Origin of the sequence: Virgibacillus ndiopensis (assembly GCF_900187325.1) — a bacterium.
GTDB classification, from domain to species: Bacteria; Bacillota; Bacilli; order Bacillales; family Amphibacillaceae; genus Virgibacillus_E; species Virgibacillus_E ndiopensis.
The window spans coordinates 725604-741988 of record NZ_FZMZ01000004.1 but is presented as its reverse complement, the minus strand read 5'-3'; the positions used below and the strand labels follow the sequence as shown (position 1 = coordinate 741988).

At 34.9% G+C, this 16385-nt stretch carries 15 protein-coding genes; 12 read left to right on the top strand and 3 right to left on the bottom strand.

Annotated elements, in window-relative coordinates; genetic code table 11:
* Positions 1-265 precede the first annotated feature (265 nt).
* The 5 genes from CS937_RS06105 to CS937_RS06085 all read left to right on the top strand — a co-directional run bounded on the left by CS937_RS06105 (position 266) and on the right by CS937_RS06085 (position 6764).
* A complete protein-coding gene (locus CS937_RS06105; RefSeq protein ID WP_099157560.1) occupies positions 266-1168 on the top strand; it encodes an AbiJ-NTD4 domain-containing protein in 903 nt (300 codons plus the stop codon).
* Positions 1169-1265: 97 nt separating this feature from the next.
* Positions 1266-2552, top strand: coding sequence for an AbiJ-related protein (locus CS937_RS06100; RefSeq protein ID WP_099157559.1), 1287 nt, complete (start codon positions 1266-1268; stop codon positions 2550-2552).
* A 1037-nt stretch (positions 2553-3589) separates the two neighbouring features.
* Complete coding sequence (locus tag CS937_RS06095) at positions 3590-4783, top strand: DUF4317 domain-containing protein (protein ID WP_099157558.1); 1194 nt, start codon at positions 3590-3592, stop codon at positions 4781-4783.
* A 442-nt stretch (positions 4784-5225) separates the two neighbouring features.
* Positions 5226-6221 (top strand): tRNA dihydrouridine synthase, encoded by a 996-nt coding sequence (locus tag CS937_RS06090; protein ID WP_099157557.1) that lies wholly within the window; start codon positions 5226-5228, stop codon positions 6219-6221.
* A 411-nt stretch (positions 6222-6632) separates the two neighbouring features.
* Entirely contained in the window at positions 6633-6764 is a 132-nt protein-coding gene (locus CS937_RS06085; RefSeq protein WP_099157556.1) for a YuzL family protein, read from the top strand.
* 3 nt (positions 6765-6767) lie between these two features.
* Here CS937_RS06085 and CS937_RS19805 read toward each other — a convergent pair whose 3' ends face one another.
* Positions 6768-6896, bottom strand: coding sequence for a hypothetical protein (locus CS937_RS19805; RefSeq protein ID WP_281251878.1), 129 nt, complete (start codon positions 6894-6896; stop codon positions 6768-6770).
* Between the two features lie 233 nt (positions 6897-7129).
* On the opposite strand from CS937_RS19805, the gene CS937_RS06080 reads away from it, so the two are divergent.
* The 5 genes from CS937_RS06080 to CS937_RS06060 all read left to right on the top strand — a co-directional run bounded on the left by CS937_RS06080 (position 7130) and on the right by CS937_RS06060 (position 13259).
* The gene (locus CS937_RS06080) at positions 7130-7798 is read left to right on the top strand and encodes a response regulator transcription factor (RefSeq protein ID WP_099157555.1); all 669 of its coding nucleotides are present in this window, start codon (positions 7130-7132) and stop codon (positions 7796-7798) included.
* A gap of 165 nt (positions 7799-7963) precedes the next feature.
* A complete protein-coding gene (locus CS937_RS06075; RefSeq protein ID WP_099157554.1) occupies positions 7964-8332 on the top strand; it encodes a DoxX family protein in 369 nt (122 codons plus the stop codon).
* Positions 8333-8672: 340 nt separating this feature from the next.
* On the top strand, positions 8673-11954 hold the full coding sequence (locus CS937_RS06070; protein WP_099157553.1) for an ATP-binding protein: 3282 nt from the start codon (positions 8673-8675) through the stop codon (positions 11952-11954).
* Entirely contained in the window at positions 11951-12646 is a 696-nt protein-coding gene (locus CS937_RS06065; protein WP_099157552.1) for a response regulator transcription factor, read from the top strand. Before CS937_RS06070 ends, CS937_RS06065 begins: the two co-directional genes overlap by 4 nt.
* 181 nt (positions 12647-12827) lie before the next feature.
* Entirely contained in the window at positions 12828-13259 is a 432-nt protein-coding gene (locus tag CS937_RS06060; RefSeq protein ID WP_099157551.1) for a hypothetical protein, read from the top strand.
* 144 nt (positions 13260-13403) lie between these two features.
* Here CS937_RS06060 and CS937_RS06055 read toward each other — a convergent pair whose 3' ends face one another.
* Positions 13404-13952 carry a DUF3231 family protein gene (locus CS937_RS06055; RefSeq protein ID WP_099157550.1) on the bottom strand — a complete coding sequence of 183 codons (549 nt, stop codon included), beginning with the start codon at positions 13950-13952 and terminating at the stop codon, positions 13404-13406.
* A gap of 150 nt (positions 13953-14102) precedes the next feature.
* On the opposite strand from CS937_RS06055, the gene CS937_RS06050 reads away from it, so the two are divergent.
* Positions 14103-15062, top strand: coding sequence for a cation diffusion facilitator family transporter (locus tag CS937_RS06050; RefSeq protein WP_099157549.1), 960 nt, complete (start codon positions 14103-14105; stop codon positions 15060-15062).
* Here CS937_RS06050 and CS937_RS06045 read toward each other — a convergent pair.
* A complete protein-coding gene (locus CS937_RS06045) occupies positions 15059-15622 on the bottom strand; it encodes a hypothetical protein (protein WP_099157548.1) in 564 nt (187 codons plus the stop codon). The genes CS937_RS06050 and CS937_RS06045 overlap by 4 nt on opposite strands.
* 89 nt (positions 15623-15711) lie before the next feature.
* On the opposite strand from CS937_RS06045, the gene CS937_RS06040 reads away from it, so the two are divergent.
* Positions 15712-16353: a DUF421 domain-containing protein gene (locus CS937_RS06040; protein ID WP_099157547.1), complete on the top strand. Its 642-nt coding sequence runs from the start codon at positions 15712-15714 to the stop codon at positions 16351-16353.
* Positions 16354-16385: the final 32 nt, after the last annotated feature.

Here is a 16385-nt window from a genome sequence, read left to right as displayed (position 1 = left end):
CCCATAGAAATGATTTCAGATGAAAAGGGCTATTTAGATCGAGAATTATATTGGAGCGTAATAATGGCATTGTTGATGAAAATATCTACATAACTCTAAAGATACAACCTATAAAGTGGGGCAAAGGGTAATCTGTAAAAAAGATCTTGTATCAAAACTGTTAGATAGAATTAAAACACTGTCAGAGAATATTTATGAGATGGTTTAATATAAAAGTAAGTAAGAATTTGGAATTAGTACATAATTGAAAAGAGGATAATATATAGTGCATGAATACTTTAGTGAAAGAGAATTAGGGAAGAAAGAACTTAAAGCTGAGAAAGTAACTGTTTCAGTATTTAACGGTATAGTGAGCTTATATAAAAAATATCAAAAGAACTTTTCGTATGATTTTCCTGATATTTGCCCAGATAATGATATGGTTTGTGGCACTAACGTTCAGCTACTCAATGCTACAATTAAAGCTCAAATTCCTGATTTAAAAACACCTATAGAAATTAAATGGAGAGAATATGATGAAGATGAAGTTGATAAATATTCTTTACTTGATTTAATTGAATTCTGTTACTCAAGAATTGCAGATATTAACGAAGGGGACTATCACGATTGGTTTAAGCACTTTCACATTTTCTTTCCAGAGACTCAAAATGAAAAAGAAAACTTCCGTGAGGAAGTTAATCAAATTCTTGGAAGGAACGGTTTGGCTTTCTATTTGGATAAAGACGGTATGATAAAAAGACAATTACCTACTCAATTGGATTCTTTACTTCAGAACCTGAATATTAGAACAAAAGATGATATTCTAAATGAGTTATTGAACTCTGCAATTGATAATATCCGTAAACCAAAAGAATTCGAACGTCAGATTGCTCTCGAAAAGATATGGGACGCATTCGAAAGAATTAAAACATTCTATGATGATAACCCAAAGAAAAAGAAGGTCTCTGCACAAAAATTGATTAGTAACATTGCGGAAGGTACACCTAAATTTGATGTTATTTTGGAAAGTGAATTCAAAGCACTAACTGACATCGGTAATGAATTCCAAATCCGGCATTTTGAAACCAGTAAGATAAAAATTAATTCTATGAAACAGGTAGATTACCTTTTTTATCGTATGATCTCCTTAATTGACCTTTGCATTGATAAAGTAAATAACGAAATTTAATAAATGGCTTTATAACGAAAGCAAAACTTGTTGTTTGAAATAGTATAAAGCCAGAAGTTTCTTTATTTGAATCGTGAAAGGAGATTGATTTAAAACCGTGAATCGAATTAGTGAGATAACAAAGCGGGATATTCTTGATTTGTTTCAATACGGAATTGACATAGATGAAGTATTTGAAACGAAAAGGGTTACTTATCATTATTTCGGACAAATGGACGAGATTGATTTTCTCAGCAGATTATATGATTTGAAAAGTATGCCGAGTTCAGATTCCAGGTTTTCGGATGCTGAAGGGGAAATATGGCAGCACACGGTAAACAACGATGATTATCCTTACTGTTGGGTGTTTGAGGATGAAAGATTTCAATTGAAAAATGGAGAAGATGAAAAATACTTGAGATTTATTTGTGAAATATTTCATCCAGCCGTCAGGTTTGAAAAAGGATATTGGAAGGAGTTTCTTACTGAGATAAACAAATTGTTGCAACATGATGGGTACGAAATCTATCCTTCAGAAAAAATATCTAACCGTGATGTATATAGTTGGAAAATATATCAATCTGAAAATGAGATATTTATACCTTTTTCTCAAAGGAATAGAAAAGCAATAAAACAGAAACAAAAAGTGCTCAAAATTAAACGAGAAGCAAGAAATCAGATTTATAAAATATTTGAAAGATATGATTACAAAGATGGAAAAGTAAGCGAAACTGGTTGGCAGTATTATGTTTTAGTAAGTGAAGAAGTTCTTCAAGATATAAGGAGGTTTTACACTCCTAAGTGCTTTAATAAAGAAAATCAATATGTTGAAACAAATAGCCTTAAAGATTTTATTTTGTTCACTTCACCTTATTGTGTGTTAGATGCAATAGAGTTTTTTGATACATACTGTGATAATGACTTTACAGCAGAAATTAATGCCATCTTTAACTTAAATGATATTTCTTTGAAGTTAATTAATGGAAAAATTAAAGGGATTGTAGATAGTCAAATAAGAAATAATTCATTGGCATCTATTGGCGAAGCAGGACTGTTAGAGTTACTTCAGGAAGCTAATAGATATTATGAAAAAGATAATTTAAAAATTGCAGTTGAAAAACTTTGGGATGCATTTGAAAGACTAAAAACATATTATTCTGCAACATTAGACAAGAAAAAATCAGTAAATAGACTTATTGATGATATGAGTGGTAACAAGGAACCCTTTAAAGAAATGTTCGACAAGGAATTTCGTGAGCTTACAGCAATTGGAAATGATTTTAGGATTCGTCATCATGAAACTACAAAGGTTGATATTGAGGATGAAAGACATTACGATTACTTTTATAAACGTTGCGTTTCTTTAATTACGACTGCCACTCAATATTTAGATAATGGGTATTAATTTGATATATATGTAAGAGGGACAAACTCAGACTAAATACAGTGAGCATGTTCTTCTTTTTGCTTCTTTAATCACCACGGTGAACAAAATCAAAAGTAAAAGGGTTTTTATTAACCGGGCAATTTTTACGCAAATTATACGCAAAACAATTACAAAACCTTATAAATCAGCACTTTGACTACCATCTCGACCCCGGCCACCGGTATCAACCCTATGCACACAAATATTTAAATATTATCGAAACAAAAGAGACAGGATAATTATAAAATCCTGTCTTTTTCATATCTATAAACTGTGGCGTAAATTTCTATATAATTGATACGTAAAATAAAGAAGGTATGCAGTAAATGATTTTGCGATGGGAATGTATCATCAGACCAAATCCGGGTTTTCTATTTTTGTCATTTACTTTGCAATATGGATTAAATATGCCAATAGATGACTTTTATAAGCTTATGGATAGACGATTACATAACAACAGGATAATTCCTAATGAATAATCCAACGCATTGTGGTTACTTTAAATAATGATTGTTTATGATAAATAGTTGCTATATGAAACGGGGAATAAATTTGTATTATATTTACCTATTTTCCTTAATTACGATTATATAGCAACATACTAAAATGTCATAACGTTTAAATTAGCGGTAACGGAGGGACTAACATGGTTAAAGACGGATATGCTCCAAAGGAAAAAAGGAATGGTGACGCCAAAAGACCAGATGAACAAAGAAGAGCAAAGGGTAAATCAAATGCAAGAAATACAAGGTCTTAACATGAATCATGGAATGGGTATACCATTTCGCGTTATGAATTCCTTTTAAAATGATAGGAAAGCATTTTCCTGATGAAGTAAACAGCCGAAATCCTTATAAATGTTAAGGGTATCGGCTGTTTTAGAGTTCATCAACTCTAACGAACGTATTTGCAATGTCCTATATATTTTCTTCCGGAACTACAATTGTATTCTATGATAAAATGAAAGAATGTATGAAGAATACATACTTGATAACCAACTTAGGAGTGGAACGAGATTGAACAAGAAAGACATAGCAAATATTCGTAAACAATTTAAATTAAATAATGATTTATTAAAAATTCAAGAAATCTTTACTGTGTATATTATGAAAGAATCGAGTGAAATTTATCATCATCAAAGTGTACCGTTTGAAATGCTAGAACAGGAACAGCAGGAGTTATTTATGGACAACTTTAAAAAAGTGCTATCTGGACAGTTGGATGAAAAACTATTTGAGTTAAAGTTTCAACGTGATGTAGAAGATAACAGTCAGCTAATTCTTCACCAAGGGCTACTAAGTAACGAAACTGAAGAATGGAAAGGCAATATGCTTCGCCTCGTAGAAAAAATGCTGAAAGATAAGCAATATGAAATGGATATTGTCGTAACCTTTATCCGAGGAGAATATAATAAACCGGTGAAACGCCGTAATGAAGAGTCGGAAGAAAGTGAACGAGATACAGTTTATTCCCATCCCTTTATTTTATGCAGTATGAATAAAACACAAGATCCGAAAAAAGAATTACTGTTTGACTATGTGGAAAAGGAATTTAAGTATAATTTTGTCGTAGATCCAATTATCAATTTGAAAAAACCAATATCAGGGTTTCTATTCCCTTGCTTCACGGATAATGCAGCGGATGTCAACCGAATCCTTTATTCAGCAGGGAAAGCGTATGAATTGAATTATCATTTTATAGAGGAAGTATTAAATGCAGAGGAAACAATGACTGCTCAAGAAGATAAAATTGTTTTTGAGGAAATTATGAGAAACGTAGCTGGTGACCAAATTAATACGTCCACACTTTCCAACGTATACGAAGAGATTCATCGTGTTGTGGAAGAGAATGAAGAGGAAGACGTACCAAAACTAGACTACAAGGATGTAGAAAAAGTTTTAAAAAGCAGTGGAGTAAAAAATGTCGATACAGAAAAGGTAGAATCCGCATTTAAGACAGTAATTGATGATGAATCCTATGAGTTAAAAGCGAGTAATATCGTACCAAAATATACGTCAAAGTCTATTAAAATAGAGACAAAAATAGCTAACATTTCTATTAGTCCACAAGACTTACGATTTGTACGTCAAGTTCATTTTAACGGGAAGCGGCAATTAATGATAGAAGTGGAAGAAAATACGATTATTGAAGGCTTTGAAATGATCCCAGAGGCTTTATTTGAAAAAGCAAAAGAGGATAAGGATTCGTAAATTAATTATCTAAGTAATAGTTACATGTTTAATGAGCTTATCGGATCTAATGGAAGGCAATTCAACTTTGAGGTGAATTGTCTTTTTTTGGTATAGCGGGTGTATGTAGAAGCTTTTAATATCCTCTTCCTCAAATTCATAGACTATAAAAATGACTCCTCCTTAAATGGGGAAATTGGCCGCATTGTTTTATTTTTAATAGCGTAAGCAATATTCCCAGTATTAATAGTAAGACAAAGAATCTAGTAATTTTTTCTTAAAAGTATTTATTTTGATTGTATATATTGTCTAACTAAAATAAATATTTCACAGTAAGAATAAACATTCCAATCAGTTTGATAAAAAGTACTGAAACATGGTATAAATGTATAAGGAGCAGAGACATTTTCTGCTTCTTTTAATTTTTACCTGGTATTCCGTAATGAGAGGACTTGTATAATATATGAAAGATAATTTTTGGCGTGATTTACCACGGCCGTTTTTTATATTGGCACCAATGGAAGATGTGACGGATGTTGTTTTTCGTCATGTAGTGAGTGAAGCAGCTAGACCTGATGTTTTTTTTACAGAGTTTACAAACTCGGAAAGCTATTGTCACCCAGAAGGGAAGCAGAGCGTGCGTGGACGTTTAACGTTTACAGAGGATGAACAACCAATGGTAGCCCATATATGGGGCGATAAGCCTGAATACTTCCGACAAATGAGTATTGGTATAGCGGAACTAGGGTTTAAAGGTCTAGATATTAATATGGGCTGCCCTGTAGCTAATGTTGCAGGGAATGGTAAGGGATGTGGCCTTATCCGTCGCCCAGAAGTTGCAGCAGAATTAATTCAAGCGGCTAAAGCAGGAGGCTTGCCCGTAAGTGTGAAGACGAGGCTTGGTTACACTTATGTTGACGAATGGCGTGACTGGATAACACACATATTGAAACAAGACATCGTTAATCTTTCCATTCATTTACGTACAAAAAAGGAAATGAGTAAAGTAGATGCGCATTGGGAGTTAATCCCAGAGATTAAGAAACTTCGTGACGAAGTGGCACCAAATACACTTTTAACGATCAATGGGGATATTCCTGACCGTCAAACTGGATTGAAGCTCGTTGAAGAATACGGGGTTGATGGGATTATGATTGGGCGCGGTATTTTTACAAATCCATTTGCCTTTGAAAAAGAGCCGAAAGAGCATACTAGTGAGGAATTGCTTGATCTTTTAAGATTGCAGCTAGATCTCCATGATAAATATGCAAAACTAGAAGCCCGTCCGATGAAGCCTCTCCGTCGCTTCTTTAAAATATATGTCCGTGGTTTTCGAGGGGCGAGCGAATTAAGAAATCAATTGATGAGCACAGAGACAACAGATGAAGTCCGTGCATTGCTTGATAGATTTGGAAAGCAGAATGTTGATGAAACAGTGGAACAGGGAAGTGTCAATTAAAGAAAAAGCAGTAAATTGATTTTGTGAAGCAATTAATTGGCTGGGGTGAGCGCGGTATAAAACCGAACTCACTCCTGCCGTTTTTTAATTATATGTGTAGTAATCTGATTTTTTCGATTTAAGCTTTGATAGTGAGTTTTTCAAACGTTAGATGCAGTGTATGGCAACTTTTATGTGCAGAAAAACCTTATAACTTCAATACTTTTTGACCTATTTCGACCCGACCACCGGTATAAAAAATACGAGTAAAAAAGACTTCAACCAATGAATTGAAGTCTTTTTTTGTTTTCATAACACATCAAAGAAGTAAAGGAGCGGAGGAAAACCTTTAATCGGGATTTTTATTTGAAATGGCAATAAAATAACATACCTAATTTATTTTAAGGAATACTACAATTGGAGGTGAATAGCATGTCAAAGCGAAAAGTTAATCCATTAACGAATCGTTTGGGTTCATCAGAAACTGAAGGGCAAGGAACGACGACAAGGGAACCCGGAAGAAAAAAGGATGATTCTTCAAGAAAGAAACAAAAGCGTTCTTAATTTTTATTTACGTAATGTTAAAACAGGTGGAAACAAGTTCCGCCTGTTTTTCTTAATAATGTATTGCCATAGAATCGATGCCTGCCAAATCCGAACTTTCTTTTTCCCATACAGTAACATGACACGGTCCAATAGACCAACTCCACCAACTTGTTTAGATAAGATAAACAGTAATCTCTCAATAGTTTGATTTTGAGGGATTACTGTTTTTTATTTTGGTATTGACATTTAGTAGTGCTGGTTTTCATTCCTTGATACTATCAAAAGGCAGGTATTATTGAGGATTTAGAAGATTATGTTCAGATAGATATGTCCATATGTTAAGCTGAAAATAGAGGTATATGCACTACTCAAATGAATAGGTGATGGTAGGTGAACTGAAATTGAGAGTCAAAGTCATGATTGCAGATGATAATTCGTTTGTACGGGAAGGTATGAAAATCATTCTGACCTCTTTTCCCGAGTTTGATGTAGTGGCTGCAGTCCGAGATGGAAAAGAAGCTATTGACTTCTGTAAGCAGAACGAAGTGGATGTGGCGCTGCTCGATGTTCGCATGCCGAAAGTGAACGGAGTGGAAGCGACCAGAATCATTACGGAACAAACTAAAGCAAAACCGCTAATTTTAACTACGTTTGACGATGATGAGTACATACTAGATGCCGTTAAATATGGTGCCAAAGGCTATCTTCTGAAAAATAACGACCCGAATCTGGTTCGTAATGCGATCATAAGTGTACATGAAGGCCATAACGTAATTCAAGACGTGGTACTTGACAGGATCAAATCAAATTTGATTGTGGAAAAGAAGGAAGAAGCCAAGCCAGTTAAAATCAACAGAAGTTTGTTTACTGAAAGAGAATGGAGCATTATCTCTCTTATTGCTAAAGGGTTATCCAATCGGGAAATCTCTAAACAGCTTTTTATTTCTGAAGGAACTGTTGCCAATTACGTTACTACTATTCTAGGAAAGACGGGATTGGAGCATCGTACGCAAATAGCTATCTATTATCTGACAGGGGAAGTTGACCATTAAGACTAAATACGAAAAAATAATATTAATTTAAACACTACATGAATGAAATTTTCATGTTGAAAAAGTGAATATTTCATATCAAAAGGATGAACTTGTGCACTTCCGAGGTTCATCCTTTTTCATTACTATAAATATAGAGATGAAAATGTAAAAGGAGGGATTATTTTGACCATTGCATCATATGTGCTACAAAATATACTGACAGCGATATTTTTAATTGTCAGCTTGCAGAAAATAGTTGGTCATAGGCAGCAGGTTAACATATTTAAGAATCTTAAACTTCCACAGTGGTTTCGGATAGTAACCGGTTGGGTTGAGCTAATTGGAGTTGTTGGATTGATCATTGGATTTTGGGTGCCGTGGGTAGTAGCTATAGCAGGAATATGGTTTGGGATTACGATGCTCGTTGGTAGTGTTACGCATATCAGGGTAGGGGATCCGATTGGTAAAGCTATGCCAGCCATCCTATTGTTAGTTATTTCCATGGGCCTGACCACGCTGACCTTTTCTGAGTTACAGAGCGTATTTTCATGAAAGTAAAGTCTGTATATGGTTGAGATAATTACTATAAGTTCTTTGCTAATGTTTGCGGCTTCCACGTATTGTTTAATGGGAGTCGCTTACTATTCATATGGAACAGACAACGTATCTAGTAACTTGTATGATTTCCACTTTACTTCTTATCTTAATCTACAAAAAATCAGCTTCAATCAAATGACTTAAGACATCTGTTATTGGTAGTTTTTTCTAGTACCACTGCATCAAAAGTAGGGTGTTTTCTTTTTTTATGACCTCTCACTATCCTCATCTTCATTTTAGATTGTATAATTTTCTCAATTTTTCGTGTATAATTGAAACATGGAGGTGAACCGATGTGTTGAATTACAAGCTGAATTGGACCATCATCATTTCCTTCATCTTATTGTTTAGTCAATTTCTCCTAGTTAAGCCTGCCTCTGCGGATGAAGCGATGGGGACTGTTCAACTGCGTACAGATGAAAATGGTGCTTTAGTAAGTGATAAACTTTCTATTTTAGAAGATAAAAATAAAGAATGGACGGTTGACGATGTTCGGAAGGGTCCATTAAGTGAGCAGTTCATACATAGCTCAAAACGAATTCCGAATTTTGGTTATACTACGTCAGCGTATTGGACTCGTTTTCAATTGAAAAACAATACAAACATTACGAATCTGAATATGGAAATTGATTATCCACCAATACATAAAATTGATATTTATGTGTTTAATGAATCAGATATGCTGGTGAATGAACAGCATTTAGGTGCTAAATATCCCTTTGATGACCGAATGATTTACCAGCCTGATTTTTTATTTCCCTTTTCCATAGATTCAGGGAAAGTGCTAACATTTTATCTTCGGTTTGAAACAGAAGGCTCAATGCAAATGCCAATTTACATTTGGAACCAATCAGGACTGATTATGGAAAAGCAGCAAAATTTCTTACTCCAAGGTATTTTTTATGGTGTAACAGGTATTATGGTATTCTATAATCTATTTCTCTACCTCTCATTACGTCATAGAAGCTATTTGTATTATGTATTCTATATTATTTCAATAATTTTAGTGAATTTATCTTTGAACGGTTTTGCATTTCAGTATCTCTGGCCGGATTCCCCGTGGTGGAATACGAGGTCGATTGTTTTTCTTATGAATATTGCCGCTGTAACCGCACTTTTATTTGCCAATAGTTTTCTGAATTTGAGGAAACAGTTACCTAAAGCAAGAAAGATGCTTATCGCATTGATTGTATTCAATTTAGGTAATGCTGTTTTTGTTTTATTTTCTTATCAACATGCGCTAAACCTTATGGTAGTAGGGTATTTTGGCATGATTGCTTTTATTCTCAGTTCAGCTATTTTATGTTTAAAAAAAGGGGTACGGCAAACAAGATTTTTTATTGTTGGCTGGTGTGTAGTCTTCATCGGTGTTCTTCTTTCGTTATTAGCTGATTCTGGGGTGATAGCCCTTTCTGCATTTACCAAAAATGCATGGCAAGTGTCAGCTTGTTTTGAGATCATTCTTTTGTCCTTGGCGCTAGCAGATCGGATTAATATGCTACGTGCGGATAAAGAACAGGCTGTGCTTGAATCGCAAAGGAATCAGGAACTAGCTTTAGAAAATCTTAAGCGTAGCGATAAGTTGAAGGATGAGTTTCTGGCAACTACTTCGCATGAACTGCGAACACCGTTACATGGAATTATAGGGATTGCGGAAACGTTACGAGACGGGGCAACTGGGAAAGTATCAAAGGATATGTATGATCACCTTTCCATGATTATTGCTAGTGGTAAAAGGTTAACTAATTTGGTTAACGATATTTTAGATTTTTCTAGGTTGAAAAATAACGATTTAAGTATTGAATTAACATCCGTAGACATAACTGAATTAACGAATGTTGCATTAAAAATTTGTGAGCCTTTGGCAAAAAAGAAATCGATTAAGCTCATAAATCAACTAAACGCGAGTACACCGAATGTATACGCTGATGAAAATCGCTTACTGCAAATTTTTTATAATTTGATTGGCAATGCAATAAAATACATGGACAGCGGGGAAGTTATTATCACAGCTGAAAGGATTGGGGATTACTTAAAAATTACCGTTTCTGATAATGGGACGGGGATACCATCCGATCAATTAGAAGCAATTTTTGACTATTTTCATCAGGTGGATCAGGATAAAACAGCGGATATAAGTGGAACGGGAATAGGTTTGAGCATTACGAAGCAATTGGTAGAGCTTCATGGTGGAGAAATCGGTGTTACATCCTATGTAGGCATTGGTTCGAAATTTAGCTTTACAATGCCGATCTCCTATCATAAAGCTGAATTATTGGCAGAAACTGCTGCTTCTGTTACGCCTTTATTAAGCAACTCAGAAGTTAGTATGCTAAACGTCCCAACCATCGACCATTCTTCTAAAGAGACAAAAATTCTAATAGCTGATGATGAACCCGTTAATCTACAAGTATTATCGAACCAACTCATTCTTGCTGGATATGAGGTAATTACGGCAACGAACGGGGAAGAGGTCATTGAACGTATACGACAAAATGGTCTAATTGATTTATTGATTGTGGATATTATGATGCCAAAAATGTCGGGGATTGATGTATGCCTGGAGCTTCGAAAAGATTATACGTTAATGGAGCTACCAATTTTAATGTTGACAGCAAAAAATCAAGTGCATGATAAAGTGACCTCTTTTCAAGTAGGAGCGAATGATTATTTGGTAAAACCATGTGAAAAACAGGAGTTGTTGGCAAGGGTCAAGACGCTGATACAACTAAAGCGAATTAATCAGGAGCTCTTACATATAAATGCGTTATTAGAAAAAAAGGTCCAGGATCGCACTCATAAATTACAGACAGCTAACGAACGCCTGGAAAAAGTAAATGATGATTTAAGCCAGATGGAGCAGTCACGTCGCCTTCTTTTGGCAAATATTGCACATGATTTAGGAACACCAGTTACCGTTATCCATGGTTATGTCCAAGGAGTGAAAGAAGGATTAATCCCTACAAATGATTCGCATTATTTGGGCATGGTTCGGGACAAGATTAAGCTCTTGAATCGCCTCATCAATGATTTATTTGAACTATCGAAAATTAGGCCAGGGCAAATAAGTTTAAACAGAAAAGAAGTTGATCTAGGGCAATGGATTACGGAAATTTGCAGTAAGTTTGGGCTTGAAATCACACAAACGGGAAGACACTTTGAATTAGCTAAGCCGAACAAAAGCCAATTACGAAATTTCGCGTGTTACTTAGACACGGATCGTATGGATCAGGTTTTTTCCAATTTAGTCTGGAATGCCATTAAACATACTCCTGCGGATGGGGAAATTAGTATTACAGCTAAGTTAGATAAAAAAAGCAATACAATCATCATGGCAGTACGGGATAATGGTCACGGCATGAGTGACGATGTAAGGCCATATATTTTTAACCGTTTCTATAAAGCAGCTACACCATCAAAGGAGACAAAAGTAGGAAGCATGGGCTTGGGATTGGCTATTGTGAAGGAAATTACCCTGTCACACGAAGGGGATGTCTGGGCAACTAGCAAATTGAATAAAGGCAGCACATTTTTTATTCGATTACCTGTTTACTTAAAAGGAGGAGCTAACGTATGACAGTTAAAGCTAAAGTCATTCTAGCTGAGGATGATGAGGGTATACGGGGGCTTATTCAATTGTATTTAGAAAATAGGAATTATGCTGTGTTTCCAGCAGAAAATGGAGAACAAGCGTTGGAATTGGTACAAACTGAAAATCCGCAAATTGTTTTACTTGATATTGAAATGCCCGGTATGAATGGATTTGATGTGTGCCAGCAAATACGTGAAAAGATGGATATACCTATTATTTTTATTAGTAGTCGAAAAGATGTGATGGATAAAATTAAGTGCTTTGAGCTGGGGGGAGATGACTATATAACTAAACCATTTGATTTTGCGGAAATGGAGGCACGTGTACGAGCTTTTTTGCGCCGCTATCACAATGGGCATAAACAAACGGATTCCAGCATCCTTCAATATGGTGACTTATCTATCAATCTGGATGCATTTAAATGCTTTCTAAAAGGAAAGGAGATTAATTTATCCGCAATTGAAATGAGGATGCTTATCATGTTGGCAAAAAAACCGAATCAGGTCTTTAGCGCGGAACAGATTTATAATCAGATTTGGGGTCTCGATTCAATGGGGGATGTCCAAACGGTTAAGGTTCATATTCGAAATCTTCGTAGCAAGCTTGAGGAAATCCCAACAAAACCGCTATTTATTCAAACAGTACGCGGTTTTGGTTATCGATTTAACATAGATTGACAATGACCGGTTGATAAAAAGAATCAAAAAACTTGGCTGGTAAAGAAACTTTTATCCAAGTTTTTTGGTTCTTTTACATGAACTTAACTTAATACTATTAATATGGTAAATACAGTGTAAACCTACCTAAGTAATGATCAGCTACATACATCATTTTGTAAATAAAGAAGGGGGAAACGATTTGCTTGTAAATAGAGGAAAGGCGAAACAATTAATGATGTGTTCCATGTATTGGGGGCTTGATATGATTGCTTCATTAAAAGATTTGTTAGAAGATGAAACAATCCAATGTGGCAAGGAATTTAAAGATCATTTTGGAAGAAGAGCATTGGGAGTCTTGATCGGAGAGAGGGAAGTGACCTTTGTGGAGTACGCGAGAGTATGTGAGGATGTTATCGAAGAATTAAAATTTATATATGATCGAGATACAGAATCAATGAACACTAATATGGAGGCGCTATCATTCTTTGCAAATCAAATTGTTAAACTAGTCAACGATGTATGTGAATTGATGATTTTAATGGGGTTTGAAGCCGAAACGAAATCCATGTTAAATGAATTAGGAAGTGAAGTGATGGGATTTAATGTGGAAAGAGAAATCAGTTGTATCTGAAAGAACTGTGGCTATTTTGATATCCATTTATAGGTGTGACTAGATGGTGTTTGGGTCATTTCAGATCTTGAAATCGGCGAATTAGCCGATTTCTTCCACTATAACTTTAGCCCCCTAATCCCGCGGAACGCTATAGTATTATTCTTATTTTTTAGGCATCCCCGGAGGATAATAATATGGCGGAACCTTTATCCATCCCCTCTTTTTCATTGTATTTCTTAACGTTACGCCAAATTTCATCTTTTCTATCATACAATGTGTAAATGATGCACCTATATCCGTTCTAATCGATTCACTTGCTGCTGTAGCGCAATGAACAACCGCTGTTACAGTTTTCATACTTAATCCGTTCATAATTTCGTCATCAGTTAATTTAGCACCTAATGGAATACTGTTTGGATCTGAATTTGGGCGTTCTTCACTTGAAGGAGGTAGGTGTACCCCTTCTGACCTTAGAAGTTCCTTGAATCGCTTTGTTTGAGAATCACACTGTTTAAGACTTTGATTTAGATGTTTTTTTACTTCATCATCATTAGTTGAATTTAGGCCAATCTGAATAAAAATTTTTGCTTCATCCATTAAAGCAATGTACATCCAACAGCCCATAACTTCACCAACATGTAATGGACTTTTTGGTTCATTATCTAAATTCATTTCTAAAAAATCTTTTACCACATTAAATACATTAGTCATCGTTAATAATGCCTCCAAGGTTTCATTTATAGTATTACGTTTTCCTTTATTTTTGAAGTTATTACAATTTATTGGACCTTAAAAAGTTTCCAGTATAAATATGCAATCATTATCAAAACATAAGATAACAAACTGTAGGAGGACAACTACATGCGTTTTATCGAACTTGTAAAAAAAGGTAATGTGTCTTCAGGTATTGCGGCACTTGGGAATGCATTAATAGCTGCTTTAAAGTTTGTTGCGGCAATTATAAGTGGAAATGGCTCAGTGTTTGCCTCAGCAATGCATTCTACAGCGGACACTGTAAACCAGGCATTTGTGTTTTTTGGTAGCGTACTTTCCGAAATGAAGCCATCAAAACGTTTTCCGACAGGCTTTGGGAGGATTATCAATATATTCTGTATGGTTGCTGTTATTGTTGTAACTGTTATGGCTTATGAAACTGCGAAAAGTGGTTGGGAATTAATTCAGCATCCAGAGGAATCGGGTAATTTTTGGTTAAATGTAGGTGTACTTGTTGCGGCATTTTTAGTTGATGGTTTTATTTTAATAAAAGCAATGAAGGAAATTACGAAAGAGTCTGATACCAAGAGTAAAGGATTTATTCTATTTGATGCTTTTAAGAGTGCTAGTAAAGCTTCTCCAGCTACACGTTTAGTTTTTTATGAAGATTTAGTTGCTACCTCAAGTGCAGTATTTGCGATTATCGGGATTATATTAGCTCAATATTTTGGTATCCTCCGGGCCGATGGTGTCATTTCAATCATTATTGGGATCCTTATGTTGTTTGTTGCATTTAGGGTTGGATATGACAATATGATTGGGCTTATTGGTGTATCAGCACCTTCAGATGTTGAGAAAAAGATTGCAGATATATTGCTTGAGGATGAATCTGTAGTTGATATCTATAAGATGAGGGTATTGCAGGAGGGCCGTTCTTACCATGTTGAAGCCACCCTTGAACTGAAAAAAGGCTTAACACTTGCTGAGGCAGATGATATTAAGTTTACGTTATCTGACAAGCTATTACGGGCACCAGAAATTGCGGATGTAGTAATAGGTATAATTGAAGATAATGGGGAAGAAAGCTGGCATTCACAAAAAAATTAATGTCCAAGCTCTCTTTCATGATGTTCATTATTATTTTTATCGTGAAAAATTGGACCTGTTTGGTTGAATCCAACTAAGAATATTAAGAATAAAATGGTTATGATGAAAAGGCTTTTAAATAGGGAACGATTTGTATTTATTTCCTCTTGAATAATATAGATAAGAATCAAGCTTGTTACGATAAAAAGCATGAACATAATTTTGACAATTGCATCTCTATATTCAGGTGAAATCATATACCCAAGCATTGCACCCATCATACCACCCATAATTCCAGCAAGCATTCCATCTAGTACAGCTATCATGCCGACTGGTAAGCCAGATAGGAAACCAGCAGTAAACCCTATGGTCATTCCTACTACTGTTGAAATGAATAATGTTCCAGTAAACATTATTCCCATTATAAGTCCAACCACTAATCCGACGCTCATTCCCAATCCCATTGCAATCATCATACCACTCATATTGGGAATATCATTTCGATAGTATATTATTTGACCAATTACAATTATGGTTAGTAACACGATTGTTAGCAAGACTACAAATAATGATATTGTCATTCGTAACACCTCATGTCCATCTTGTATCTTACTATATGATGGTTTTACCCATGTTTATGACTACAACAAAGTAAAAGGGGTTTTAGATAATGGAGCTAGATTGGATATGGAAAGCAGTCCTAATAGTAATTTCCGGGACGTTTCTTTTACGTATAGCCGGTCGAAAGTCAATTTCACAAATGACACTTCCGCAAACTGTTATTATGATTGCGATTGGTTCTTTATTGGTACAACCAGTTTCAGGGAAAAATATTTGGGTAACAATTGCAGTCGGTGGTATTTTAATACTTACTTTAATCGTAATGGAGTATGGACAACTAAAAGTTGATGGGATAGAAAAGCTTATTACTGGAAATTCTAAGATTTTAATTGAGAATGGAACAATAAACCAAGAAAATATGAAAAAGTTAAGATTAACGGTAGATCAGCTAGAAATGAAATTAAGACAGTTAAACGTAACTAGTCTTAACGATGTCCACTATGCTACTTTAGAGCCAAATGGTCAATTAGGATATACTTTAAAGCCAGAAGCACAGCCGGTGACAAAAAAAGAACTACAAAAAATTTCCTCAGATATTCAAACATTACAACTGTCAATTGACAAATTGACAACCAGCCCAGTTCAACAAACTTCTATCCAGCAATTGGTTAAAACAAATAGTCAAGAAGATATATTTAAAGAGGTAGATACGAAAGAACATAAAACTATTCCACCAAAAAATTTACAATAGATTTTCTAGATGGAAAAAGGATAATTAAGGAA

Coding starts and splice junctions, on each gene's coding strand:
- CS937_RS06080 (WP_099157555.1), top strand. CDS start 7,130: ATGGTAGGTGAACTGAAATTGAGAGTCAAAGTCATGATTGCAGATGAT.
- CS937_RS06045 (WP_099157548.1), bottom strand. CDS start 15,622: ATGACAATATCATTATTTGTAGTCTTGCTAACAATCGTGTTACTAACC.
- CS937_RS06065 (WP_099157552.1), top strand. CDS start 11,951: ATGACAGTTAAAGCTAAAGTCATTCTAGCTGAGGATGATGAGGGTATA.
- CS937_RS06090 (WP_099157557.1), top strand. CDS start 5,226: ATGAAAGATAATTTTTGGCGTGATTTACCACGGCCGTTTTTTATATTG.
- CS937_RS06040 (WP_099157547.1), top strand. CDS start 15,712: ATGGAGCTAGATTGGATATGGAAAGCAGTCCTAATAGTAATTTCCGGG.
- CS937_RS06050 (WP_099157549.1), top strand. CDS start 14,103: ATGCGTTTTATCGAACTTGTAAAAAAAGGTAATGTGTCTTCAGGTATT.
- CS937_RS06085 (WP_099157556.1), top strand. CDS start 6,633: ATGTCAAAGCGAAAAGTTAATCCATTAACGAATCGTTTGGGTTCATCA.
- CS937_RS06055 (WP_099157550.1), bottom strand. CDS start 13,952: ATGACTAATGTATTTAATGTGGTAAAAGATTTTTTAGAAATGAATTTA.